The 675-nt window shown below is 53.8% G+C and carries 1 protein-coding gene; it reads left to right on the top strand.

The annotated features are described in order from the left end of the window. Nucleotides 1-9 precede the first annotated feature (9 nt). On the top strand, nt 10-675 hold a 666-nt coding region (locus tag QPK98_RS15775; protein ID WP_494337538.1), incomplete at its 3' end, for an FIDD domain-containing protein.

Here is a 675-nt window from a genome sequence, read left to right as displayed (position 1 = left end):
TTTGAGCTCATCGTACAGCGAGGTGCTGAAGCAACGGCCCCCACAGAACCCTTCGTTATTTGTGACAACCTACCCCCGCAGGACGGCCATGCTGAGTTTGACCTAGAAGACCTGAGCAACCAGCAAGTCGCTGCCCTACGTGCGGGTATTCTAGGCGATCAAGACCCGGATGTTTACCTGATTAGCTTCCACGAGACCCCAGAATATGCCGAGGCCGGAACCGACCCGATCACCTTTCCGTATGTAAACCTGATCAACCCACAACGGATCTATGTACGGGTGACCAACACTGACAACCAATATGAGCCCCAGTGCTATGCCGTAGTAGAGCTTATCTTAAAAGTAGAACAGCTTCCGGAAGTAGAACTAGAGGATCAATACCGCCTTTGCGTAGATGAGAACGGAAACCCAATTGCCGGAGAAGATGGCGGCGCTTCACCGCCGGTAATTGACACCGGCCTAGATCCAGCGCTGTTCACCTTTGTATGGGAACTGGATGGGGTAATCATCCCTGGAGAGACCGGTCCCTCGATTATTGTGATGCAGGGTGGGGAATACACGGTAACCTATACCAGTATTGAATCTGGCTGCTCCAACAGTGTCAGTACCACGGTAACGGTCTCCTCGCCGCCCTTGGTCTATGGAGCCGAGGTGGTGAGCGCCGCCTTTGCCGAC

The organism is Aequorivita marina, assembly GCF_031631895.2.
Taxonomy (GTDB): Bacteria; Bacteroidota; Bacteroidia; order Flavobacteriales; family Flavobacteriaceae; genus Aequorivita; species Aequorivita marina.
Note: the sequence above shows the minus strand (reverse complement) of the source record. Positions and strands in the feature narration are given on the sequence as shown.